At 63.9% G+C, this 21,208-nt stretch carries 21 protein-coding genes; 5 read left to right on the top strand and 16 right to left on the bottom strand.

What is annotated here, in order from left to right; genetic code table 11:
- Positions 1-6: 6 nt before the first annotated feature.
- From ACLV7J_RS11365 to ACLV7J_RS11350, 4 genes are all read right to left on the bottom strand, one after another.
- Positions 7-1,293 carry a hypothetical protein gene (locus tag ACLV7J_RS11365; RefSeq protein ID WP_411869206.1) on the bottom strand — a complete coding sequence of 429 codons (1,287 nt, stop codon included), beginning with the start codon at positions 1,291-1,293 and terminating at the stop codon, positions 7-9.
- A 103-nt stretch (positions 1,294-1,396) separates the two neighbouring features.
- Complete coding sequence (locus ACLV7J_RS11360) at positions 1,397-2,608, bottom strand: toll/interleukin-1 receptor domain-containing protein (RefSeq protein ID WP_411869205.1); 1,212 nt, start codon at positions 2,606-2,608, stop codon at positions 1,397-1,399.
- A gap of 44 nt (positions 2,609-2,652) precedes the next feature.
- Positions 2,653-4,344 (bottom strand): hypothetical protein, encoded by a 1,692-nt coding sequence (locus ACLV7J_RS11355; protein ID WP_411869204.1) that lies wholly within the window; start codon positions 4,342-4,344, stop codon positions 2,653-2,655.
- Positions 4,345-4,924: 580 nt separating this feature from the next.
- Positions 4,925-5,227, bottom strand: a complete 303-nt coding sequence (locus tag ACLV7J_RS11350) for a hypothetical protein (protein WP_411869203.1) — start codon at positions 5,225-5,227, stop codon at positions 4,925-4,927.
- A gap of 585 nt (positions 5,228-5,812) precedes the next feature.
- Between ACLV7J_RS11350 and ACLV7J_RS11345 the strand changes: the two genes are divergently transcribed.
- On the top strand, positions 5,813-6,058 hold the full coding sequence (locus ACLV7J_RS11345) for a hypothetical protein (protein ID WP_411869202.1): 246 nt from the start codon (positions 5,813-5,815) through the stop codon (positions 6,056-6,058).
- Positions 6,055-6,321, top strand: coding sequence for a hypothetical protein (locus ACLV7J_RS11340; protein ID WP_411869201.1), 267 nt, complete (start codon positions 6,055-6,057; stop codon positions 6,319-6,321). Before ACLV7J_RS11345 ends, ACLV7J_RS11340 begins: the two co-directional genes overlap by 4 nt.
- A gap of 495 nt (positions 6,322-6,816) precedes the next feature.
- On the opposite strand, the gene ACLV7J_RS11335 is transcribed toward ACLV7J_RS11340, so the two are convergent.
- Positions 6,817-7,317 (bottom strand): N-acetyltransferase family protein, encoded by a 501-nt coding sequence (locus ACLV7J_RS11335; RefSeq protein ID WP_411869264.1) that lies wholly within the window; start codon positions 7,315-7,317, stop codon positions 6,817-6,819.
- 427 nt (positions 7,318-7,744) lie between these two features.
- Between ACLV7J_RS11335 and ACLV7J_RS11330 the strand changes: the two genes are divergently transcribed.
- Positions 7,745-9,046 (top strand): hypothetical protein, encoded by a 1,302-nt coding sequence (locus ACLV7J_RS11330; protein ID WP_411869200.1) that lies wholly within the window; start codon positions 7,745-7,747, stop codon positions 9,044-9,046.
- A gap of 36 nt (positions 9,047-9,082) precedes the next feature.
- Here the strand turns inward: ACLV7J_RS11330 and speD are convergent, their stop codons facing one another.
- The 11 genes from speD to kdpA form a co-directional block, all read right to left on the bottom strand.
- The gene (gene speD, locus ACLV7J_RS11325) at positions 9,083-9,547 is read right to left on the bottom strand and encodes an adenosylmethionine decarboxylase (RefSeq protein ID WP_411869199.1); all 465 of its coding nucleotides are present in this window, start codon (positions 9,545-9,547) and stop codon (positions 9,083-9,085) included.
- Between the two features lie 27 nt (positions 9,548-9,574).
- Entirely contained in the window at positions 9,575-10,849 is a 1,275-nt protein-coding gene (locus tag ACLV7J_RS11320; protein WP_411869198.1) for a PP2C family protein-serine/threonine phosphatase, read from the bottom strand.
- Complete coding sequence (locus ACLV7J_RS11315; RefSeq protein WP_411869197.1) at positions 10,831-11,283, bottom strand: ATP-binding protein; 453 nt, start codon at positions 11,281-11,283, stop codon at positions 10,831-10,833. The genes ACLV7J_RS11320 and ACLV7J_RS11315 overlap by 19 nt, the downstream gene beginning before the upstream one ends.
- A gap of 4 nt (positions 11,284-11,287) precedes the next feature.
- On the bottom strand, positions 11,288-11,650 hold the full coding sequence (locus ACLV7J_RS11310) for an STAS domain-containing protein (protein WP_411869196.1): 363 nt from the start codon (positions 11,648-11,650) through the stop codon (positions 11,288-11,290).
- Positions 11,651-11,924: 274 nt separating this feature from the next.
- Positions 11,925-12,596, bottom strand: a complete 672-nt coding sequence (locus ACLV7J_RS11305; protein ID WP_411869195.1) for a response regulator — start codon at positions 12,594-12,596, stop codon at positions 11,925-11,927.
- A gap of 2 nt (positions 12,597-12,598) precedes the next feature.
- A complete protein-coding gene (locus tag ACLV7J_RS11300; RefSeq protein ID WP_411869194.1) occupies positions 12,599-13,606 on the bottom strand; it encodes a sensor histidine kinase in 1,008 nt (335 codons plus the stop codon).
- Positions 13,603-14,706 (bottom strand): universal stress protein, encoded by a 1,104-nt coding sequence (locus tag ACLV7J_RS11295; protein ID WP_411869193.1) that lies wholly within the window; start codon positions 14,704-14,706, stop codon positions 13,603-13,605. Before ACLV7J_RS11295 ends, ACLV7J_RS11300 begins: the two co-directional genes overlap by 4 nt.
- Entirely contained in the window at positions 14,703-15,242 is a 540-nt protein-coding gene (locus ACLV7J_RS11290) for a potassium-transporting ATPase subunit C (protein ID WP_411869192.1), read from the bottom strand. The genes ACLV7J_RS11295 and ACLV7J_RS11290 overlap by 4 nt, the downstream gene beginning before the upstream one ends.
- On the bottom strand, positions 15,242-15,430 hold the full coding sequence (locus tag ACLV7J_RS11285) for a potassium-transporting ATPase subunit F (RefSeq protein ID WP_094592021.1): 189 nt from the start codon (positions 15,428-15,430) through the stop codon (positions 15,242-15,244). The genes ACLV7J_RS11290 and ACLV7J_RS11285 overlap by 1 nt, the downstream gene beginning before the upstream one ends.
- Before the next feature lie 25 nt (positions 15,431-15,455).
- Positions 15,456-17,552, bottom strand: a complete 2,097-nt coding sequence (kdpB, locus tag ACLV7J_RS11280; protein WP_411869191.1) for a potassium-transporting ATPase subunit KdpB — start codon at positions 17,550-17,552, stop codon at positions 15,456-15,458.
- Between the two features lies 1 nt (position 17,553).
- The gene (gene kdpA / locus ACLV7J_RS11275; protein WP_411869190.1) at positions 17,554-19,224 is read right to left on the bottom strand and encodes a potassium-transporting ATPase subunit KdpA; all 1,671 of its coding nucleotides are present in this window, start codon (positions 19,222-19,224) and stop codon (positions 17,554-17,556) included.
- Positions 19,225-19,473: 249 nt separating this feature from the next.
- Here kdpA and ACLV7J_RS11270 point away from each other — a divergent pair, with 249 nt between their 5' ends.
- Positions 19,474-19,668 carry a hypothetical protein gene (locus tag ACLV7J_RS11270; RefSeq protein ID WP_411869189.1) on the top strand — a complete coding sequence of 65 codons (195 nt, stop codon included), beginning with the start codon at positions 19,474-19,476 and terminating at the stop codon, positions 19,666-19,668.
- 61 nt (positions 19,669-19,729) lie between these two features.
- Positions 19,730-21,046 (top strand): chloride channel protein, encoded by a 1,317-nt coding sequence (locus tag ACLV7J_RS11265; RefSeq protein ID WP_411869188.1) that lies wholly within the window; start codon positions 19,730-19,732, stop codon positions 21,044-21,046.
- Positions 21,047-21,208: the final 162 nt, after the last annotated feature.

Below are 21,208 nucleotides of genomic sequence, written 5' to 3'. Positions count from 1 at the left end.
CTGTGTTTAGCGAGATTTCTTGTGGCTTTTCAATTTCATGTACTGCCCGAGATATGCCGATTTCTTTCGTTCTAGATCAGGTGAGAATGATGCACATATTTCACGATTGCGCGAAACAAGCAGCAACATTATGGTTGCAGCACCTGTGAGCGTCACCGATACTCCAAATGTAAACAGCGAAAAGCCGAGACTTGCGACTTTACTTGGCTGTGAGAGCTTGGAGAAAAAGAGGCTCGTTGCCTCTCCTACTGCCAAGGTCCCATCTCTAAAAGAAAGGTCACCATTCTTTCCTTCAATAAAAGCATTTGAGAACTGTTCGGGATAGTAAGTCTTGAGAAAGGCCAGTGGCGGAAGTGACTTACTTGCTTCTTGACGTTCCTGAAGCGCCAATGTTGGCTTTGCCAGTGATGAATTCTTGTCTTCAGTTAATACTCTTACGGCAAGGCAGGCTGGCATGTTAGATGGAGATCCATACTTCTTTCTTACTTGATCGAGGGTGGCAATTCTATCTTGATACTGACCTCCCTCAGCTAGATACGCAGCCTGCCACCCAGGGTCAGTTCTCGCTAGTCGGGACAGCTGTCTACGGTTTTCATCGCATGCCTTCATTTGCTCTGCAAGCAGCGGATCTGAAAAGAGACCGTTCTTCTTGTCTGCGAGGTTCTTTCGATCAAGCTCTAGTGATTGGCCAACTATTCTTGCGGCATATTCCTGCTGGATTCCTCTAATGCCAATCACAAGGTCAGTCCCTACACCAGAGACAGCTGTCTTGGCAGCAGATAAGAGAAGAAAAGCCAACAGGCTTGCCGATGCTTTTGAGCGGTGGCCTGGACTCCTATTAGTTGCATTCTCACCTGAAATGTTAGATGCCAACAGGAGAAGGAATGAAAGGCCTGACGCGACGGGAATAGCAAATACTCCAGTCGCCAATTGAAGTGGAAACGCAAGGACCGGTATTGTTGTAACAAAGTCCCAGAGCGTTGACAGGCTCATCAGTTTGGCGACTGATTCGAGCGACGCATCACTAGACTGGCTTGCATATGCTTTCCCTCGCATGTTCTGGCCAGGAACCCATACAAGCTCAACAAACCTGCCAAGCAGGCTCTTGGTAGGCAGCTTGGTATCCGGCGAATTGACAATTATTCTTTCTTGGCTCGTTACCCCGTTAGTCTGATAGTTACAGACAGCAGAATTAGCAGCCTGCCTAATATGGGCCAATTCTGGACGAGAGTCGATCCAGTCGAGGAGATTATCAAGCTCCTCATCAGAGTAAAGGCCCGAACTATGAGGCACGGTTTAGCTGGCTTTTATTCATGCTATCGAATGTCAGGGCAATGTCTACTCGTTACCTAACAGCCCGTCACAAACCACGCATCTAAGCCCCTACCAGCGGCTTCTAGGCTTTGCAGAATTGCTCCCGCAGATACTTGATGCTGATTGAGTCCTTAATTCTACATGAGGTGGCAACGTGTACAAACAGCCCAATCTTCTTAATGGCATCAGTGCGCGCTAAGGCCTTTGTCCAATCTACTCGAACAAGCCATTCGCACATCTCGTGATTTCCAAGGTCGTGCAGTGCATTCGGCGCCTCCAGTGGGAGCGTGGTGACAGGAGTACCGTTCACTAGAAACTTATCAATGGGGACAGCGTTATGAGTCACTCGTGCTTGACCGACATAACCAAAACTACTAATGTATAAATAAACTTCGGCCCCCACTGGAAGCTTCTGCATCTGTTTCGCAAATCTTGGACCTCCACCAGCTGAGATGAAACCGTAGTTCTTGCAGTCCTCCCAGTAGCGCGCTGATCTACTTTCGGGCTTGAAGCTCCCATCATTTAGAAGGATATTGTGTTCCCCTACATTTACAAAGTATGGATAAGTGTCTGAACCACTCTGTAGACGAGATTCTAAGTCGGCAAGCTCTTGAGACTTTATTGCGATAGCTCCGCCGCTCCCATCTCGGTATATAACTCTCCCCTCGCGCTCCAGATACTCAACGACTGTCTTGAGCTTATCTTTGTCCCAGCGCAATCTAGTTCTCACATCAGAATTACAAGCCCAATCTTGGTACTCAGGAAGAATAGAAAGTAGGGCATTCATATCGGCTATGTCTGCCTGCGGCACCGCAACTGGCTGAGTTACTGGCTGTTGAGAGGTCTGTGGAGCTTGTGGTGGTGTGCTCTCTACTACTTCTATTTGAGGGACTGGAGTCATCCCAAGCGTCACTTGGAGTCGATTGTAAAGATCTCCAAAAGCCGCCTCAATGTCCATAATCCCATCAAGCCATTGAGGTAAGGCTAGGAAATATGCAAGATTGGCAGGCATGTAGCCGTCAATCTTGAATGGGATAATGACTTTCTTCTGATTATCGGCAAAGACTAACTCTTTTTTTACGTGACCAGAATCGTCAGCCTCCTTCGAGAATATCAGAACCATTACGGAGCACTGAGATAACCCATTGATGATTCCCACATCCCAATCCATGCCATATGGGATGTCTTCCGGGGCTTTCCAGCATTTGACTCCTCGAGCTTCCAGATAGCTCTTCATAGCAGAGGCAATGTCTGCATTCTTAGAAGAGTGGCTGATAAAGACCTGATGGCTCATCTACTGATGGTCAGAAACCGACTTGCGTGAAGTCTATCATATGGTTAAGCTGGTTGATACGTCTTTTCAAGTTGGTTTGACATCCATTCATTTAGCTCGTCAATCTTCTCCTCGCCGATTGCCTTGACAACAAGCCTATACCTGAAATGAGGGTCATTTATCTCCTCTGAATACTGGCACTCGGCGCCATCAAGATAACGGAGAGCCTCATATGCCCGGTTAAACTGTGTAATGCTGATTTCGTAGCGCTCACAGGTCTCTTTGTATCCCATTAGCTCTTGATACGCAAAACTTGAAGCAAAGCCGGCAAGAAGTACAGGTACGACTGATCCGAGCCAATCGGCTTTAACTGGTAGTAGCTGCAGCGATGCTGTCATCAACGCAGCTACTGCCATGGTAAAGCCAACTCTTCTCCATCGAATCACGAGTTGTCGATAAAGCTTAATTCTCCGGCCCAGAAAGTCAATCTGGCCCTTTAGCCAGATTCGCGCTTTCGTCAGAGCATTCTCGAAATCTTGAGGGTGGCAACACTTATCTATACTGAGCTGAAATCCAACACTACGGAGGATTATTCGGATCCGATCCAGCTCTTCTTGACCTTGCGAAAGAAGTAAGTCTGCAACATCAATGTCGATGCCAACCGCTGACCAAATGTATTGAATAGTCAAGCTCTCGGCGAGGCACCTGTTTGTGAGAAACGGTTTTTGAAGCTTTTTCTGAATTCTTGGGAATAATGCGAATGCGACAAATACAAGACCCCAGCCCAGTGCCGACACTTGCCCAGATAGTTCTGCAGTTGCTACAAGTAAAAAACCTATCACGACAAGGACTACAGCCATACGTTCGTATCTCTGCTTGTTAACACCGGCAGCCTTGTCCACATAGCTCCAAAGCCTGGTAAAGTCGCCCTCAATGTCACTATATCTTGTCGGCGTGAATGACTGTGCTGCGATTGCACTATTAATCGATTCTAGAAACTTGCATGTCGCAGTGAGCGCTTCAGGAAGACTGCTCTTCTCGTCGTAGATCTGACTCGGCTTTGTCAATCCTTTTGAGGAAAGCCGCGGCGTCTTAATCGTGAAGGCAATGCCAGGCTCTCGGCTATTGAGAATCTCCTCGGTGGAGTGAAATAGAGGATGGATCTCTCCCTTGTGAATCGCAAGTGTTTGTGATGTACCGCCGAGCAGTCCTGTGTCCGTGCCATCGGAGAAGGCGACTAGAACATATGAGTACTTAGAGATAAAGCCGCCCTGCAATGCATAGCATTCGGGTTCGTTGGAGATGCTCCTGGAATCTGTTCTCAAATCAGGTGTGGTCTCAGGGCTAATCACCGAGTCAGCACGCTTGAGTAGCGTCTCAAACTTTGAGCGTGACTCGGTGCTTTCAAAGTCATTCGAGTATTCACGCTGAGTCTTCGGCAATACTGCGCAGAGCCTGTCGACGGGACTGCTTGCTGTCGGTGAGTCGCTATTCCTGGATTGCCTGGCTATGTCTAAGAAGACCTCGGCAGCGACAGTGTCCATTCCCGTTGCAAGTCCATTTAGCATCCAAATGGGTGTGTTCGGGCAGATGTTAATGATTGATGTAAGTAGCGACTTGAATCTTCTTGATATTGACGGAATGGCTTCCGGGCTTGGGTCACGATGTCCGACTATGCCCAATATTAGCGGTACGACACCAGGATCGGATTGGAGGCCTAGTGCTAGACCGCTCTCAATGCTGTTTGACTCCGACATGCGCAGTGAGTTGAGGTAAAGGTTGTCGGTCAGTGCTTTTAGGGCTGTGACTTAATTGTCCGGTTGAGCTCGTGGTTGACGCAATCGCTGAACGTCTCCCACATCTCGTCGAAAAACAACTCGTGTCCGCCCTCGCCAGTTCTTTGTTCGCAGGCTGCGACAGTCTTCTCTGGAACTCTTCCGAGGCCATCAATGTTAATCATGCGCGGGGTTTTCGCTACGACTATCGACGGACAGGTGGTGCACGCCGTTATGAGAGAGCAAATAGCCACCTGTGCTTGCCACTTGTATTGACGTCTCATTTGAGTGCTAATATATTCGTTGATTGTATGACCCCTGAAGCCGCTCTATAGATGTTCTGTCTCGGAGTTTGTTCGGCTGAGGCTGTAGGGCTTGAGGTGCGACCCATCATCCTAGACCTCGCTGTCCCATGCATAGCCATCCCAGTGCCCTTCTGACGTAGATGGGCCGTCTCCGCCTCGTGACCCAGAACCTGGAGCACGGCCGCAGCTTTACCGACCTCCCCGCAGAGAACGGCATCAGTCTCCGCTGCGCCTAGCGCAGGCTGGCCCGGTATCGATCAGGGGGGCCAACCTCTCTGGCTGATCGACGCAGCGTGCGCCGTACCCAGCAGCGGACGCTCGATCCGCAGCAGTTGCAGCAGGCCGTGGATCTTCGTCATCAGCGGCTGCACCTCCGGCATATTGCCCGGCTCCTGCGGGCTCCCTTCTCCACCGTCGCCAGGCCCCTCAGCCGTCTGGGTCTGGGTTGACTGAGGAACCTGGAGCCCAAGCCGCCAGTGCAGCGGTACGAGTTGGAGCCGCCTGGTGACCTGATTCACATCGACGTGATAACCCTGGCCCGCTTCCGCAAGGTGGGTCACCGGATCACAGGTAACCGGCAGCAGGGGAGCTCTACAGGCATCGGTACGACATGGTCCATGTCGCCGGCACCGGCCCGAAGAACGCCGCAGGCAGGCTGAGCTCAACCGCGAACGCCGGCGCCGCGGCATCGCTGGCAAGGGTGGCCCGGACATCAGCCACACGTCCTCGGGGGGCACCACCCTGGAGGACGCCTCCACCAACCGGGCCCGCAATGGCCACGGCGGCAAGCCCCGCCTCCGCCCTGCATGAAGGTGGCCCCCATTCCCCCCGAGGACGGCTGGATCAGGCTCCACTTCTGGCGCCTCAGTGGAGCTTCACATGTGGATGTCTCAATCTACCAGTCAAGTGACTAACTACATTTGCCTGCATCCTCAACTGCAGTCGAATGGCAAAGTAAGCGCTTGCAGGTCATTCGTGATGCGGATGGTCGCCGCATGGCGGCTGCATTACGGCACAGCTTATTGTTGCGATTTCGGGCCCCAAGGCTTTTCCATGTCTCTATGGAAGGCCGCAGCCTCTAAATCTGTCGACACTTCTCATTCCACGAGAGATTGAGACAGGGGATACCTTCTGCAATAGACTCCATGACCATCCCCTCCTGGCTGCCCGGCTGGATCCGCAAGGGCCTCATCCTTTCGGACTTCGATCCTGACTACAGGGACCTCCCCGCCACCGTTGCAGTTAGCGACCCTGAGACCATCCGCCAGTTCCGGGCGAACCGCGCCAGGGTGATGGCTGAGCGGGCCGCCAAGGCCGAGCAGCGCAAGGCCGAGCGCCGTGCCGCCCGGGCCGCAGCATCCGCTCCCCCCGAGGACGCCCCGACCCCGTGAACCTCCTGGAGCGCTACAACCAGCGCCTCCGCTCCCTCGAGGACGACGCCATCACCCGCCTGCACGGGGTGATGGACGCCAGCTTCAACCGCCTGGTGCGCCGGGCCCGCATCCTCACGCGAGCCCCCTACCGCGACCCCGCGGAGCGAGAGCTCGCCCTGCTCCAGGAGTTCCAGCAGCTGGTCCCCGCCTTCCGCCCGGACCAAGTGTTCCACGGCATGTATCCCAGGGTCATCCGTGTTCGGCTTGCCCGTTGCTGTTGATCTGAAGGCGGATGCCTGGCGTTGGCTTTGAAGCTTTGACAGGCATCCGATCTCAACGTGGTCAAGAAACGGTCAAGCGGCTTCGCGCCACATCGAGGAACCCAGTCCCAGTAAGGCTTCCTACGGTCTACTCCGTGGTCTTGAAAACCGGCGAAGGGAAACCTTCCGTGGGTTCGAATCCCACCCCCTCCGTTCCCAGCCCGAACCAGCCTCACTGGGCTGATCCCAGCGGGTCCCCGATCCCTGCTGATCCACCGCAGGGCAATGGGTTTCAGGCCTCGGTTGTCCTGGTGGATCTCGCTGACCCCAGGCAGGCAGCGGGAGGCTGAGGGACATGCTGGCTGTGAGGGGCTGGTGGACGGCGCAGAGGTGATTCCCGCGCGGCGGCGTCCCTTCCGCTGGATGGTCACCGACCGCGCCAGCGGCATCGGAAGCCCGTCGTCGCCAGCCATCGCTCCAGACCCTGCCTGAGATCCCATCGCACCAGCCGGGGCGTCACGGGGCCAGGGGCCCCTCCACCAGGCTCTGCACCATCACCAGGGCATCGACGTAGCCCAGCTGCCGGTGCCGGAACGCCCCGGGCAGGGTGCCGACGATCTGAAAGCCGTTCTGCCGCCAGCAGCGGATGCCGGCGGTGTTGGTGCTCACCACCAGGTTGAACTGCATCAGGCGGAAGCCCAGTTGGCGGGCCTCCTGCAGGGAGTGTTGGCAGAGGCGGCTGCCGATCCCCTGGCGGCGGGCCTGTTCGGCCACCACGTAGCCGGCATTGGCCACATGGGCACCAAGCGCCAGGGTATTGGGCTTCAGGTAATAGGTGCCCACCACGACGGCATCGGCGTCCACGGCCACCATCACCGCCTGGGTCTGCTCAATCCACAGCAGGCGGGCCTGGGCCTCCGTGATCGCCGGGTCGTGGGGAAACGTCTCACCGGCGCGGAACACCGGCTCCAACAGGACCCATACCGCCGGCCAGTCGGCGGGCTCGAAGGGGCGGATCAGCAGGGGCGGTGTCGGTGCGGTCAGGGCTGGGACGGGGGATCCAGGGGATGCTGATCCTGCTCCCCGATCGGGCGATTGCAGGCCGGGCCGTGGCCGACCTGGGGCCGAGGCGGTTCATCGCCGCGACATCAGAATGGCAATCCCGTCAGGCAGCCCAGCAGCAGCAGGACGGCCGCCCCGTGGACGCAGCGCACTGACGGCAGGGCTCCGCCTCCTGCCAGGGCGGACCGGAGGGGGACGACTGGATCGACATGGGGCCAGGCCGGCTGGTTATCTCCATCCTGGCCATGGCCAGCCCCAGGGGAGGGCAAGCGTTTTGCCCGGTGCGGCTGGCACGGGAAGGCAAGACCAGGGGAGGATGGGTCTGACGGCCTGAACCACGATGGCGATGTCCAGGGCATGGGAGGCAGCCGATCCCCTCACCGTGGCCTTCTTCGGGCTCGGTGCCGTGGGCTCGTCGATGTTGATCTGCCTGGCGGAGCTGGCCGAGCGCGACGGTGTCCCCATCCGCTTCGTGGTGGTTGTGCTGGAGCCGGAACTGGCCCGTGAGGCCCTGTTCCATGCGGAGTGGTTGTTTGACCGCATCGCGTTCGTTCAGGCTTCCGACTTCGAGGCCCTGTTGGCAGGATCGGAGGGCCAGCTGGCCCATCTGCAGGGTGCCGATGTTCTGGTCAATGCGGCCCATCCACGCTTCAACCAACCGCTGTTGAAGCTGGGGCTGCATCTCGGTGCCAACGTGCTGGATCTGGCCTCGGATATGTACGACGCTGAGACGGAGCGCACCCATACCTTTTCCCAATACGGCTTTGATCAGGCCTACCGCGAGCGTGGTTGTGCGGCCCTGATCAACTTCGGCATCTCTCCGGGAGTCACGAACTTCCTGATCGGTCTGCGGCTGCATCAGCTGCGCGCGGCGCGGCGCCGTGATCTCAAGATCGAGAGTGTTGACCTCTTCCTGCTGGAGGATATCGACGCCGATGAGATTGTGTTCTCCTGGTCTCCCCTGGTGGCCCTGGAGGAGCTGGCCGCACGCCCCAGGCTGTTGCGCGAAGGGCGCCTGCAGATCCTGGAGCCGTTCAGCGCGGCCCGTGATCACACCTTTCCGGGTGAGGTGTCGACAACGCGCCAGTATCCCCTCTACCAGGAAGAACTGCTGTCCCTGCACCGGTCGTTCCCGGAAATTGAATCGATCGGGGTGTATACGGGTGGCTCTGAAGTGGAGTTGGTCAAGGCGCTCTTCAAGCTGAATCTGCTCTCCAAGCGCACCCTGCCGCAGCAGAGCGAGCTGACCGTGGAGGCGATGGTGCGGGCGATTCTGCCGGGCATGAACAAGCCACGCCGCATTGAAGAATACCTCCGCAATGGCGTGATCCGCCGGGCCCACTTTGCGGCCGCCGCCGAAATCCGCTACACGGAGCAGGTCAGAAGCGACCGCCAGAAAACCATCGAGACCATCGGCTTCAGCTACCTGCGCTACAAGGGGCTGCTGCACAGCCCCTATGCCGGCGCCACCTACATCTCCTACCCCACCGCTGTGGGAGCCGCCATCCTGGCCTGGCATGCCATGGCGTTTGTGCACGAGGATGGCGGCCAATTGCACGGTGTTATCACCGGCGAAGACCTGGCCCGCCTGCTTCCCAGTGCCCGCGTCGAGGCGATCCGCCGCGACCTGGTGGCCTGGGATATCGACCTGTTTGAGAGTGTGCGGGATGCGACATCGGTGTGAGCCTCTGCCGCAGAGCCCTTATCTCTCCCGTTTGGCCTACGTCAGTCCGCAGGGTTCGCGCTCCGTTTCGGCAATCTGGCTGGGGGTTTCCCTGCGGAAGCTCTTGAGCAGATGGCTGTGGGCCTTCAATTCCTCCACCAGCACCTGGCAGGCGCTCTCCGGCATGGTGTGGTCACCACAGGTGAAGACATCCACGGCCGCATAGCCAGACTCCGGCCATGTGTGGATCGAGATATGGGATTCAGCCAGTAAAGCCAGCCCCGTCACCCCCTGCGGTTCAAACCTGTGGGTGATCAGATTGAGAAGGGTCGCGCCAGCACGCAGCGCAGCGTTCGTGATGGCGGATCGGAGAAAGTCTTCGTCGTTGAGCCTGGCATGGTCACAGCCGTAGAGCTCAAGGATGCAGTGTTTGCCGACGGTATCGGTGATGGCGACTTGCGGTTGGTTGGCTTGGGCGGTCCATCCAGGGTTGGGGTGGAAGCGCGCAAAGGCTTCACTCATCAAGGGTGCTGCGGGGAGCCCCTCCACCTAAGCACGACCGGGACTGCTCCCGCCATCGCCAGGCGCAACGGCGGGCCGCCGCAACAGCAGCAGGGTGCAGTCGTCCTCGAGGGTGCCACTGCCGCTGTAGGTGGTGAGCGCCTCGCGCACGCCATCCAGGATCTCCGGCAGCGGCGCCTCCCTCCTCTGGATGAGCAGGTTGTGGCACGGCTCGATGCCGAAGGGCTCGCCCTCGGCATTTTCCGCCTCGCTGAGGCCATCGGTGTAGGCGAACAGCAGATCGCCGGGGTTCAGCTGCACGGTCTGCGCCCGGTAGGTGGCGCGGGGGGCGACGCCGGCCAGCAGACCGCGGGGCAGGGGGAGCTCCGTGCAGCGACCGTCCTGGATCAGCAGGGGAGGCAGATGGCCGGCATTGGAGTAGGTGAAGGTTCCACTGCTCGGTTCCAGGTAGCCGCAGAACAGGGTGGCGAACAGACAGGTGTCATTGCCCTCGCAGAGGAAGCCGTTCAGCTGCTCCAGCACGGCCTCCGGGGCGGTGGCGACCATCGCCAGGCTGCGCATCAGCCCGATCGTGCGCGCCATCAGCAGGGCCGCGCCGATTCCATGGCCCGACACATCGCCGATGCAGACGAACAGCCGGCCATCGGCGGTGAGGAAGCTGTCAAAGAAGTCGCCACCCACGCTCGTCGCCGGTTCCACCCGTGCGCACACATCCAGGTCGGGGCGGTGGGGGAAGAGGGGATGGCGCAGGGGCAACATGCTGGCCTGGAGCTGCCGGGCCAGGTCGAGCTCCTTGCGCAGATGCTCCAGTTCGAGCCGCTCGCGCAGGTTGCTGAGCGCCAGCTGGTTGGTGGTGCGGGCCCGTTCCGTGAGCCCCCGCATCATGTTGCGGGCCACCCCCGGCAGGGGCACCAGCCGCTTCCAGAAGAACGGACCGCTCAGGTGCAGCACCTCCGCTTCCCCTTCGCAGCGCACCAGGGCCGACACCGGCAGTCGATCGATGGCGGAATACTCGCCGATGCAGTGTCCCGGCTGGATCGCAATGCCTTCGCCCAGCCTGATTTCGGCTGAGAGATACACCATCAGCTCGCCCTTGAGCAGGATATAGAGGCTGTCGTTGGGTTGCCCTGGCCGCAGCAGATCGGTGCCGGCGCTGAGCCGCCGCACCTCGCAGCGGCTGAGCAGCCGCACCAGCAACGCCTCATCCACCTCCCGGAAGAGGGGGATCCAGCCATAGCCCTGGGGATGTCTTGGGCTGGCCTGGGTGACCGCAGCGTCGGCGCTCAGGATCCTGGGGTCCAATGCATCGCGATTCTGAGCTCGTTGCGGTCCTCCAGGCAGCGGTAGGCCATGGCATCGCTGAAAGCCTTCACCAGGCGCAGGCCAAGGCCGCCGGGGGAGGCTTCATCCAGGCTGCCTGGGATGGGCTTGACGCTGGCCTGGCCGGAGTCGAAGGGCTCCCCCCGATCGGACACCACGAGCTGGGCGCCGCAGCCATCGGTCGGTTGGACGGCCTCCAGCTGCAGCTGGATCGGATGCTGGGCCGTCGCCGCTCCGCCGTGTTCCACGAGGTTGGCCAGGACCTCGTTGAGGCAGAGCTCGAGCCGGTCGATCTGGGCCTCTGGAACGGCCAGGGCCGCACCGCTCTGCCGCAGCCAGGAGGAGGCGCGACGGAACTCCTGGGGATCCGCCTGGATCTCCAGCGACAGGCTGCCGGGCGGGGAAGGCGCCGTCATTACCTCAGAGGGCTCCTGATCCCAGGGAGTCCAGAGCCGCCGCCTCATCGGAGAACACCGGGATGATGTCGGCAATGCCGACGGTCTCCAGCGTGCTCTGCACCAGCGCGTTGTCCCCCACCAGCAGGGCCATGCGGCCGCCCTTCATGTCCAGCGCCTTGGCGCTGTGGATGATGCAGCGCAGTCCGACGGAGGCCAGGAACGACACCCCGCTGAGATCGACCAGCACGGCCACCGGCTTGCTCGCCGCCAGGGTGGTGAAGCGCAGGTCGATCTCGCCGACCCCCACCATGTCCAGTCGGCCACCCAGCCGGATCCGGCGCAGATCGTCCGTCAGATCCTCATGGTCAAGGGAAACGCTGCTCATGGCGATCGACGGGCGGCCCAACGGTGGCCCGCTGACCGTAGACAGCGTCTGGAGGTGTGCCAAGAGCGGCGGGCGAGCTGGTAGTCCACAACACATCGGTGGGATCGGAGCGGCTGTCGGTCCAGGGCACTGAACGCTCCTGGGTGAACCGTGGCGGCTGTGATCGCCGCGGCGCACCCTCCCGCCCAGCCGACCGGTGAGGGCCTGCAGCACGGCAACCCACTGGCCTGGCCATCGGCACACCAATCCCTGAGGGATGCCTGCAGCTCCTGCGTCACGACGGTTCTGTCGGGATCTGGCTCGGGTGGGTCTTCAGCGGGACCTGCCCCAGCCAGAACAGGGCGGCCTGGGTGCGGTTGGTCACCTGCAGTTTCTGGAGCAGCACATGCACGTGGCTGCGAACGGTGCCTTCCCCGATGCCCAGCCGTTGGCCAATGGTTCGGTTGTCATCGCCATCGGCGATGCAGGCCAGCACATCCCGCTCCCGCTGGGTGAGCCGATGGAGGGCTTCGTCTCTCCAGGCAGGCGCGGTGCCGCGCTCGGGGCTGACCTGGGACAGCACAGCCGTGGCCGTCTGATCCCACCAGCTGGCGCCAGCCTCCAGGGACGCCAGGGCCAGCTCCACCTGCGCGAAGGCCCGCTCCTTGTGCAGGTAGCCCCGGGCGCCCGCCTGCCAGATCTCTTGCACCCACTGGGGATCGTCCTGGCTGGTGAGGATCAGCACCGGGGTGGCCCCACTGGAGGTGATCTGGCGGCACGTGGGCAGTCCACCCATCCCCGGCAACACCAGATCCAGGAGCACCAGATCCACCCGCTGCTGCAACAGGGCGAGGCCTTCTTCGCCATCGCTGGCCACGCTCACCTGATCCACCGCCGGCAGCTGGCGCAGATGGCCGGCCATGGCCAGCTGATAGGCCTGGTCGTCCTCGATCAGCAGCAGGTGCACGCTCAGGCCTCCAGCTCCGGCAGCTGCACCACAACCCTGGCACCGCCGCCGGGGCAATTGCTGGCACGGATGCTGCCGCCGTGGGCCTCACTGATCAGTCGGCAGAGGTACAGCCCCAGGCCGGTGCCGCGGGACCCGGTGCCGGTCTGCCCGAAGCGCTGGAAGAGCCTGGGCAGATCCTCGGGCGGGAAGCCGGCCCCACCGTCGCGCACCTCCACCTGCCAGCCATCCGGCTCACCGCTCAGCTGCAGCCACACCCGCTGACCCCGCAGGCTGTGATGCACGGCATTGAGCAGCAGGTTCTCGATCAGGCGGAGCAGCAGGGAGGGATCGCCGGTCAGCGTCATCCGGCCGGAGCCCGTCTGGGGCTGACGCAGCACCAGGGCGATCTGCCGTTGGGCCGCGATCGGCTCCACGGTGCCCATCGCCTCCTGGGCGATGGCGAGCAGGTCGCAGGGTTGCCGTTGCGGCTGCAGCCCCTCCTGTTCAGCCCGGAACACCTCCAGCAGGTCGTTGATCAGGCGCAGACAGCGCTGCTGGCTGCTGCGGATGGCGTCCACCACCACCCCGTTCTCCAGCATCGCGAGGGAGGCCAGGGTGCCAAGCACGGGGGTCTTGAGGTCGTGGGCGAGGGTGGCGATCACCTCGCCCCGCAGCTGTGCCTGGGCGAGGTCGACCTCCAGGGCGACGCGCTGCCGCTGGAGGGTCTGGTTGTTGAGCATCAGGACGGTGGTGACCAGGAGGGCCAGGCACACCAGCAGGCGATCCACCAGCACCGGCACGATGTTGTGCTGGACCGGCAGCGGCACCAGCACATTCGCCAGGGTAGCCGCGCAGCTGACGAGCAGAAAGCGCCAGGCCTGGGCCTTCGAGCGCTGGGACGCCCCCAGCAGGAGCGGCACCACGTAGAGGATGCCCAGCACAACACTCGGGGGTGTCGCCAGCTCCAGCAGCAGAATCAGCAACCAGAGCCCCCAGACCAGGGCGATCGGTGGGGGCGTTCCCCTCACGGCGCTGAGTCGATGGACGGCTGGGCCGGCAGGCCCTCCGAGATCAGGTGCAGGTCGATGCTGAGGCCGCGCAACTGGTGCTGCAGGCGCTCGGAGAGGGGCCGACGCAGCAGGGCCTTGAAGCGGGAGCGCATGGTCTGGCCCAGCACGATCTGGGTGATGCGCCTCTCCTGCGCCACCCGGGCGATGGTGGGCAGGATCTCCGCGCTTTCCTCCCGCAGGAAGGTGCCGCCCACGTCGTCGCAGAGCTGGCGGCATTCCTCCTGAATCAGCGACTCCTCACGGCTGAGGAAGCGGTTGGGATCCTGCACCGTGAGGGCCAGCAGCGGCGCGTCCATGGCGGCGGCGAGGCGGGCGGCCCGTCGCAGCAGACGCTTGCTGGTGTGGTAATTCGCCAGGCACACCATCACCCGCTCCCGCAGCGGCGTGAGCGAGGGAAGAATGTCGTTTTCCACCCGATCCGCCACTTCCCGCAGCGACAGCTCGCGCAGGGCCACGAGATGGCGGCGTTGAAAGAAGTTGGTGAGGGCCTGGCCCACCTTTTCAGGGGCATAGACCTTCCCCTCCTTGAGGCGTTCCTGCAGGGTTTCCGGCGTCACATCGACGAGCACCACCTCATCGGCGAGTTCGAGCACGCGGTTGGGGATGCGTTCACGCACCACCACGCCGGTGAGTTCCGCCACCAGGTCGTTGAGACTTTCCAGGTGCTGGATGTTCAGCGTGGAGTACACATCCAGGCCGGAGAGCAGCAGCATCTCCACATCCTGCCAGCGCTTCTCCCGTTCGCTGCCCGGCACGTTGGTGTGGGCGAGTTCATCCACCAGCACCAGCTGGGGCCGGCGGGCCAGCACCGCCCCCACATCCATCTCCTCCAGGTTCACATCCTGGTAGCGCACCTGTTTGCGCGGGATCTGCTCCAGTCCCTCGGCCTGCCTGGCGGTCTCCAGGCGGCCATGGGTTTCCAGCAGGCCCACCACCACATCGGTGCCTTCCCGCAGCATCTCCTTGCCCTCCTGGAGCATGCGGCAGGTCTTGCCCACCCCGGGGGCCATGCCGATGAACACCTTGTGGCGGCCGCGCCGGTGGGTGGAGCGGATCACGGGGCTCGCCGTGCATCGAGGGCCAGATTGAAGCTGAGCACGTTCACCACCGGCTCCACCGCCTGCAGCCGCAGGGGCCCTTCCTGGTGCTGTCGCAGCAGGCGCTCCAGCTCCTGGACGGGTAGCTGACGTTCGCGGGCCAGGCGCGGCAGCTGCTGCCGCGCGGCCTCCAGGCTGATGTGGGGATCCACGCCGGAGGCGGAATCCAGCAGCAGATCGGCGGCAGGCTGCAGCACCCCAGCCCTCTGCCACCGGCTGGCGGCATCGCCCACCCGGGCCGCCAGGGCTGGATTGGAGGCGGCCAGGTTGGGCGCACCAGCTGGCCGGCCCTGCAGGTAGCGGTTGGAGCGGAAGCTCTGGCCGATCAGGCGCGCGCCCACCACCTGATCGCCCCTGCGGAGCAGGCTGCCGCTGGCGGCATCCGGGGCCACCAGCCGCGCCAGGGCGAGCATCGGCAGCGTGACCACCACCACGGTGAGCAGCCAGAGCAGCAGGGTGACGCGCAGCCCCCGCAGCAGTTGGGCAGTGAAGGACATCAGAACTTCTCCGGTTGGGCGATCACGGCGAACAGGTAGGCCGAGAGGGCGGCGGTGCCGCAGAGCAGCAGGGCCAGGGCGTGGCTCTGCAGGGGGGGCTGGCTGCTGCGGAACAGGGGCGCGAGCAGGAGGGTGCCGGCCACGAGCAGCAGCGGCAGCCAGAAGCGGATGTGCAGGAAACGGGCCATGGGGGTCAGTGCGGTGGCGAAGGGTTCAGATCAGACGCAGGGCCCCGATGGCCAGATCGATCAGCTTGATCCCCACAAAGGGCGCCACAACCCCACCGGCGCCGTACACCAGCAGATTGCGTCGCAACAGCTGTTCGGCGCTTAGGGGCCGGAACTTCACGCCCTTCAGGGCCAGGGGAACCAGGGTCGGAATGATCAGCGCGTTGAACACCATCGCCGAGAGAATCGCCGACTGGGGTGAGGCCAGCCGCATCACATTCAGGGCCTCCAGGCCCACCCCGGCGAACAGGGCCGGCAGGATCGCGAAGTACTTGGCGATGTCGTTGGCGATCGAAAAGGTGGTGAGGGCACCGCGGGTGATCAGCAGTTGTTTGCCGATCGTCACGATGTCGATCAGCTTGGTGGGATCGCTGTCGAGGTCCACCATGTTGGCCGCCTCCTTGGCCGCCTGGGTGCCCGAATTCATGGCCACCCCCACGTTGGCCTGGGCCAGGGCCGGGGCGTCGTTGGAGCCGTCACCGGTCATCGCCACCAGCTTGCCGAGCTTCTGCTCCTGCTGAATCACGGCGATCTTGTCTTCCGGTGTGGCCTCGGCGATGAAGTCATCCACCCCGGCTTCGCGGGCGATCACGCCGGCGGTGATCGGGTTGTCGCCGGTGAGCATCACGGTACGGATCCCCATGCGCCGCAGCTGCTCGAAACGCTCGCGAATGCCGGGTTTGATGATGTCCTTGAGGTAAATCACCCCGAACACCTCCGCCCCGCGGCACACCGCCAGGGGGGTGCCCCCCAGCCGCGACACCTGCTCGAAGCACTGGTCGAGCTGATCGGGCACCTGGCCGCCGCGGGAGCGCACAAACCCCTTGATCGCGTCCACGGCCCCCTTGCGGAACTCGATGCCCTCCGCGGTGTCGGAGCCGCTCATGCGGGTGCGGGCCGAGAAGTCGATGCCGCTGGCGGTGTCTGGCTCCAGGGGCAGGACGGCGCCGAGTTTCTGGGCCAGCCGCACGATCGAGCGCCCCTCCGGCGTCTGGTCGAAGCAACTGGCCCCCAGGGCGGCCTCGGCCAGCTCCGCCACGCTGTGGCCGCCCACGGGCAGAAGCTCCTCGGCGAGCCGGTTGCCCAGGGTGATCGTGCCGGTCTTGTCGAGCACCAGGGTGTTCACATCGCCGCAGGCTTCCACGGCCCGCCCCGAGGTGGCGATCACGTTGAACTGGGCCACCCGGTCCATGCCGGCGATGCCGATGGCACTCAGCAGGCCACCGATCGTGGTGGGAATCAAGGCCACCAGCAGGGCCACCAGGGTCACCACCGAGGGGGCCACCTGGAGGATGTCCGCCACCGGCGACAGGGTGGCGACGGCGATCAGGAAGACCTGGGTGAGCACCGCCAGCAGCACGGTGAGTGCGATCTCGTTGGGCGTCTTGCTGCGCTCCGCCCCCTCCACCAGGGCGATCATGCGATCGATGAAGCCCTTGCCCGGATCGGCGCTGATGCGCAGGGTGAGCTGGTCGGAGAGGATGCGGGTGCCGCCGGTCACCGAGCCGGCCACATCCGAGCCGGCCTCCTTGAGCACCGGAGCCGATTCGCCGGTGATCGCCGACTCATCCACCGACGCCACCCCGGCGATCACCTCGCCGTCGGCGGGAATCACATCGCCGCCCTGCACCAGCACCAGATCGCCCCGGCGCAGATCCGAGGAATCCACCAGTTCGATGGAGCCATCGGCCGCCTGACGCCGGGCCTGGGTGCGCGCCTGGGTGCGGCGCAGGGCATCGGCCTGGGCCTTGCCCCGACCTTCGGCCAGCGCCTCGGCGAAGTTGGCGAACAGCAGGGTGGCCAGCAGGGTGAGGCTGATCAGGGCGTTGAAGCCCCGCTCGCGGTCTCCGGCCTGGGCATCGAGGAGCCGGGGCTCCAGGGTGAGGGCCAGGCACAGGGCGGTGCCGCACCACACCACGAACATCACCGGATTGCCCACCGCCTGGCGGGGGTCGAGCTTGCGGAACGCCTCCACCACCGCGCGCTGCACCAGGCCCTGCTGGCGGGGGCGTTCCAGATAGCGCCGCTCCTGGCGGGGTCCCCGGGGCATGCGGGGAAACAGCACACGCGTTGAAGTGGGCATGTCAGGACGCCAGGGTGAGGGCTTCGGCGATGGGCCCGAGGGCCAGCACCGGGAAGAAGGTGAGGGCCCCGAGGATCACCAGCACCACCGCGGTGACGCCGGTGAACAGGCCGGTGTCGGTGCGCAGGCTGCCGGGGCTGGGTTCGAGGGCCGGCTTGCGGCGGAAGCCATCGGCCAGGGCCAGCAGGGCCGCGATCGGCAGGTAGCGGCCGCCGAGCAGGCTGAGGCTGGTGGTGAGGTTCCACCACGGCGTGCCATCCGTCAGGCCCTCCAGGCCGCTGCCGTTGTTGGCGGCCGCCGAGGCGTACTCGTAGACCACCTGGCTGATGCCGTGGGAGTCGGGGGTGGTGAGGCCCGCCAGGGCTGTTCCCCCCGCCAGGGTGAGGGCCGCGGGAAGCAGCACGAACAGCGGGTGGATCAACAGCACGAGGCTGGCCCACACCACCTGGGGCTTCTCCACCTTGCGGCCCAGGAATTCCGGCGTGCGGCCCACCATCAGGCCGGTGAGGAACACCGCCAGCAGGGCGAACACCAGCAGGTAGGCCATGCCGGTGCCTTGGCCGCCGAACACCACCTGCAGGAACAGGTTGAACAGGGCCGTGAGGATCGTCAGCGGCATCGCCGCGTCGATGGCGCCATTGGCCGCCCCGGTCATCGTGCCGGTGCTCACCACCGTCCAGAAGCCGGTGAGGGCGGGTCCGAACCGCAGTTCCTTGCCCTGCAGGTTGCCGCCGCTGATCCAGGTGGAGAGCAGCGGGTTGCCGGCCTGCTCGGCCGCCATGGCCACCCCGGCGCCGATCACCATCAGGCTCACGACTAGAACCAGCAGCAGGTTGCTCTGGCGCCGGTTGCCCACAAAGCGCCCGAAGGCATCCAGCGTGGCCGCCGGGATGAGCAACATCGCCCAGGTGCTCACCAGGTTGGTGAGCAGGGTGGGGTTTTCATAGGGGTGGGCGGAGTTGGCGCTGAGGAAGCCGCCCCCGTTCTCGCCGAGCTGCTTGATGGCCTCGAACAGGGCGATCGGGCCGCGGGGCAGCCACTGCCGACCCCCCTCCAGGGTGGTGATCTCCAGCGGTGGGGCCAGGGTCATCGGCACGCCGCTCACCAGCAGGAACAGGGCCAGCAGCAGGGAGCCGGGGATCAGCACCCGGGTGAGGGAGCGCAGCAGGTCGCGGTAGAAGTTGCCCAGTGGCCGGCCACTGAAGCCGCGGATCACGGCGAAACCCACCGCCAACCCCGTGGCCGCCGACACGAACATCAGGAACTGCATGGCCCCCAGCTGGGCCAGGTTCCCCAGGCTCTGCTCCGGGATCAGGTGCTGCTGATCGGTGTTGGTGAGAAAGGAGATCGTGGTGTGCAGGGCCAGATCCCAGGGCAGACCTGTGAATCCGAGCGGGTTGAGCCAGCCCGGTTGCAGCAGCAGCAGCGTGAGGGCCAGGAGCCCGAACAGGCCATTGCTGATCAGCAGCGGTTGCAGATAGGAGCGGGTGCTTTCCGCGCTGCGGCCGGCTTCACCGATCCAGCGCAGCAGTGCCGATTCCACCGGGTTCAGCCAGCGGTCCCAGGCGGGCTGGGGCTGGTCGTCGAACACCTCGAACAGGTGACGCCCCAGGGCGGGAGCCGTGAGCACGACGGCCGCCAGGGTGACGGCGGCCAGGAGCCAGGGGAGCATGCAGGCGTGCGGGATGGGCAACCGGATCAGCCTCCGTGCGAAGTCGCTGCGGGCGCAACTGCCAAAAGGCAGAGGCCCCGGTGGGTGCCAGTAGCCGCCCACGCCACTGGGGCTGACCAGCCATGGAGTCGCTTGGGGCCAGCTGAGGCGCGGTCGAAGCGGTGGCAGACAGTGCCCCAGATCACCCGCCGCTGTCGCCGCTGCAGCCCTGGCAGCGGCTGGCTACGGTGCCGCCAGAGGGGAGGGTCGATGCTGCAGGACCTGGTGCTGGCGATCGGCCTTCCCGTGCTGGTGCTGCTGCTGGCGGTGCTGGCCCTGCAGCACTGGCGCGAGCAGCTGCCGCCCTGGCTGCAGCGCCTTGCCGAGCGGCCGTCCTGGCTGTGGAACGCCGGCATCGGCCTGATCATCGGCCTGTCGCTGCTGCGCTGGCTGCTGCAGCGCTGACGCGCTGCCGGGTCGAGCCAGCCCGTTCAGCATGGAGCCACTGGTTCCCTGCGCCTTCGCCTTGACGCAACCCCGTTCCGCCATGGCGGCGCTGAGCAGCTGGCTGCTGCTGGGCTTGGTGTTTGGCGTTCTGCTGTGGCCCTACCAGGCCCTCTCGGAACTCGGTTTCCGCCTGCAACGGGGCCTGTGGCTGGCGCCCCAGCCCCAGCCGCTGCTCGGATGTCTGCTGGTGTTTGCGGCCACCAGCCTGCTGATCCTGCTGGCCTGGGGCCCGCTGGCCGGCGGCCGGGGCGGTGGCACGGCCTCGCTGCTCGCCCTCGATCGCGCCCCCGACGCCGAGCGGCCCGGGCACGAGGAGCTCTGGCTGCAGCAGCTCAGCCTGGCTACCCAGCTGCGGCGGCTGCCCCTGATGCTGCTCACCCACCTGGGGGGACTGGCGGTGGGCGTGGAGTCACCGTCGGTGGCGCTCGGGGCCAGCCTGCTGCTGGCGATCCGGCGCCGCTGGCCGGGGTTTCAGCTGCTGGCCTCCCTCTCGCCGTCGCTGGTGGCCGTGATCGGTGGCGCGGCCGGCCTCGGCGCGGCGTTTCGCTCCCCCCTGCTGGCCGTCGCCTACGGACTGGAAGAGCTGGGCCAGCGCAGTGGCCTGCCGCTGGTGTTGCCGGCGCTGCTGCTGGCGGGCAGCGGCACGCTGGTGGCCACCACCATGGGCCAGCCGGCGCGCCTGCCGGGCCTGGCCCTCGGGCCGCTGCCACCGCAGGTGTGGGGCTGGGCCGCTGCCCTCACCCTGGTGGGCGCGGCCGCCGGCGCCCTGCTGGTGCGGCTGCTGCTGCCGGCGGCGGCGGCGGTGAAACGCCTGCTGGGGCAGCGCCGGCTGCTGGGCACGCTGCTGCTGGCGGGTGCACTCACCGCGTTGGCGCTGGCCAGCGGCGGCCTCAGCCTCAACGACGGCTCTCTCTCGCTGGCGGCGGCCCTCGCCGGCGACAGCGTGGGCCCGCCGCTGCTCTGGCTCTGGCGCCTGCTCTCGAGTGTGCTCAGCCTGGCGCTGGGGGCCCCCGGCGGCCTGATGCACGACAGCATGAGCCTCGGTGCCCTGCTGATCAGCCCCTTGCAGGGACTGCCGGGGCTGGACAGCCAGGCGCTCGCCCAGCTGGCGGCGGTGGGCGCCACCGCCCTGTTTGCCGCTGCCCATGGCTGCCCGCTGTTCTGTGCCGCCTTCGTGTTCACCCTCCAGGGCGATCCGGGCCTCCTGCCGCTGCTGTTCTTGGTGAGCGCCGTGGCCGCTGCCCTCGGCGAGCGCTGGCGCGGCGAGGGCTGGAATGAGCATCAGGTGCAGGGTCTGCTGGATCAGAAGCCCAGCGCCATCCCATCGAGCCGGTGATCCACCGCGGCTCGAGGGGTGGCGCTGGCCATCGCCGGCAGGACCGAAGAGCGCGGGGCCTCCTGGGCCGCCGCGTCCCGTCCAGCTTCCTTTTGCGGTAGCGACCTACCTGTGGTTAATTACCCAACAAAAGTTGCAACAGGGCAGAGGTGGGGCTGACGG

It is taken from the genome of Vulcanococcus limneticus LL, assembly GCF_943369875.1.
In the GTDB taxonomy this organism is placed as follows: Bacteria; Cyanobacteriota; Cyanobacteriia; order PCC-6307; family Cyanobiaceae; genus Vulcanococcus; species Vulcanococcus limneticus_A.
The sequence above is the reverse complement of the archived record's forward strand: the minus strand, read 5'-3'. Positions and strand labels throughout refer to the sequence as shown.

What these genes read in the sequence shown, in the direction of transcription:
- ACLV7J_RS11285 (WP_094592021.1), bottom strand. Translation starts at nt 15,430, where the DNA reads ATGGCCCGTTTCCTGCACATCCGCTTCTGGCTGCCGCTGCTGCTCGTG.
- ACLV7J_RS11315 (WP_411869197.1), bottom strand. Translation starts at nt 11,283, where the DNA reads ATGACGGCGCCTTCCCCGCCCGGCAGCCTGTCGCTGGAGATCCAGGCG.
- ACLV7J_RS11290 (WP_411869192.1), bottom strand. Translation starts at nt 15,242, where the DNA reads ATGTCCTTCACTGCCCAACTGCTGCGGGGGCTGCGCGTCACCCTGCTG.
- ACLV7J_RS11360 (WP_411869205.1), bottom strand. Translation starts at nt 2,608, where the DNA reads ATGAGCCATCAGGTCTTTATCAGCCACTCTTCTAAGAATGCAGACATT.
- speD (WP_411869199.1), bottom strand. Translation starts at nt 9,547, where the DNA reads ATGAGTGAAGCCTTTGCGCGCTTCCACCCCAACCCTGGATGGACCGCC.
- ACLV7J_RS11270 (WP_411869189.1), top strand. Translation starts at nt 19,474, where the DNA reads ATGCTGCAGGACCTGGTGCTGGCGATCGGCCTTCCCGTGCTGGTGCTG.
- ACLV7J_RS11345 (WP_411869202.1), top strand. Translation starts at nt 5,813, where the DNA reads ATGACCATCCCCTCCTGGCTGCCCGGCTGGATCCGCAAGGGCCTCATC.
- ACLV7J_RS11310 (WP_411869196.1), bottom strand. Translation starts at nt 11,650, where the DNA reads ATGAGCAGCGTTTCCCTTGACCATGAGGATCTGACGGACGATCTGCGC.
- kdpB (WP_411869191.1), bottom strand. Translation starts at nt 17,552, where the DNA reads ATGCCCACTTCAACGCGTGTGCTGTTTCCCCGCATGCCCCGGGGACCC.
- ACLV7J_RS11355 (WP_411869204.1), bottom strand. Translation starts at nt 4,344, where the DNA reads ATGTCGGAGTCAAACAGCATTGAGAGCGGTCTAGCACTAGGCCTCCAA.
- kdpA (WP_411869190.1), bottom strand. Translation starts at nt 19,224, where the DNA reads ATGCTCCCCTGGCTCCTGGCCGCCGTCACCCTGGCGGCCGTCGTGCTC.